The sequence below is a fragment of the Geobacillus sp. ZGt-1 genome (genome assembly GCF_001026865.1).
GTDB lineage: Bacteria > Bacillota > Bacilli > Bacillales > Anoxybacillaceae > Geobacillus > Geobacillus thermoleovorans.
The window spans coordinates 749,572-749,784 of the sequence record NZ_LDPD01000023.1; the positions used below are offsets into that span (position 1 = coordinate 749,572).

Annotated in this window: 1 pseudogene; it reads right to left on the reverse strand. The window is 51.2% G+C overall.

From position 1 onward, the window contains the following. Window positions 1-213, reverse strand: a pseudogene (locus VU18_RS20375) (DUF4351 domain-containing protein); the annotation flags it as partial.

The window sequence follows — 213 nt, forward strand, 5'->3', positions numbered from 1 at the left end:
TCGTGGATCGTGTCGACATCATACCCTTTCGCCAGCATTCTCTTCACCACGTCGAGCTTCCCTTCCTCAATCCCTTGTTGGCGCCCTTGTTTAATACCTTGTTTGATCCCTTGTTTGACCCCTTGTTCGATTCCCTTCTCGATTCCCTTTTCCATTCCCCGCTGTTCGTACGAGACGATGAGCTCCATCACACGTTTCGCTTCCTTCGTCTCC